General features: G+C 78.7%; 1 protein-coding gene. It reads right to left on the minus strand.

Features of this window, described 5'->3' with window-relative positions; all coding sequences use genetic code 11:
- Positions 1-1,061, minus strand: a 1,061-nt coding sequence (locus NWP10_RS12075) for an FtsK/SpoIIIE domain-containing protein (protein WP_258301063.1), incomplete at both ends; no start/stop codon positions are given.

Below are 1,061 nucleotides of genomic sequence, written 5' to 3' on the forward strand. Positions count from 1 at the left end.
CCTCCCACGGCGCCGCGGCCGGCGCCTCCGCCGCCTCGCCGAGCCGCCGCCACACGGGGGCGCCGCCGTCGACGGCCCACCGGGAGGCGCGGAACGGGACGGGCTCGCGTCCCGCCGTGGATAGGATCGCGGACCCGGGCCGACGCGGGTCCAGGCGCGCGGCGGCGGCGGTGCCCACCAGGTCCCAGGACTCCTGCTCCGTGGCCGTGCGCAGGGCGATCGTGCTGCCGAGGTTGGAGCGCAGGTCCGAGCCGACCGCGCCCGTGGCGCGCTGCGTGGCCAGGACCAGGTGGAAGCCCAGGGAGCGGCCCGTGGCGGCGAGCCGCTGCAGCACGGCGGCGGCGTCCGGGTGGTCGTCCACGAGGACCCGCAGCTCGTCCACGGCCACCACGAGGCGGGGCAGCGCCGCCTCGGGGTGCCGGCGGCGGAACGCCGGATAGTCGCTCACCCCGGCCTCGGCGAACAGGGCCTCGCGCCGGTGCAGCTCGGCACGGATCGCGTTCAGGGCCCGCAGGGACGCCGCGCCCACGTGGTTCGTCTCCAGGCTCATGGTGTGCGGCAGCGCGGCCAGCGGACCGAAGGAGGCGCCGCCCTTGAAGTCCAGCAGGAGGAAGGCGGCCTCGGCCGGCGGGTGGTGGGCGGCCACCCCCAGGAGCAGCGAGAGCAGGAGGTCGGACTTGCCCGAGCCCGTGGTGCCGGCGAGGAGCAGGTGCGGGCCGTCGGCGGCGAGGTCGAGGGCCAGGGCGCCCGGGCCGCCGTCGGGCCCGGCCTCGAGGCTCACGCGCAGGGCGTCCACGGCGTCGCGGGTGCCGACGTCAGCCGGCGGGAAGAGGGCGCCGGCGCCGGCATCGGCCGGCAGCAGGCCCAGGTCCACCACGTCGTCGGCGAGCTCGGCGGCCCAGCCCGCGAGCGTCGCCGGGGCGATGCCGTCCGCCTCGAGCCCGGAGATCCGCTGCTCCTGGCCAGGGTCCGTGAGCGTCCCGCCGCGCAGGTCGACGACGGTCTCCCCGGGGGCGGGGTCCGCACCCGTGAAGTCGATCCGGGCTGGCTGCGCCCCGGTC

This window comes from Micrococcus sp. HG099, from assembly GCF_024723355.1.
Lineage (GTDB): Bacteria > Actinomycetota > Actinomycetes > Actinomycetales > Micrococcaceae > Micrococcus > Micrococcus endophyticus.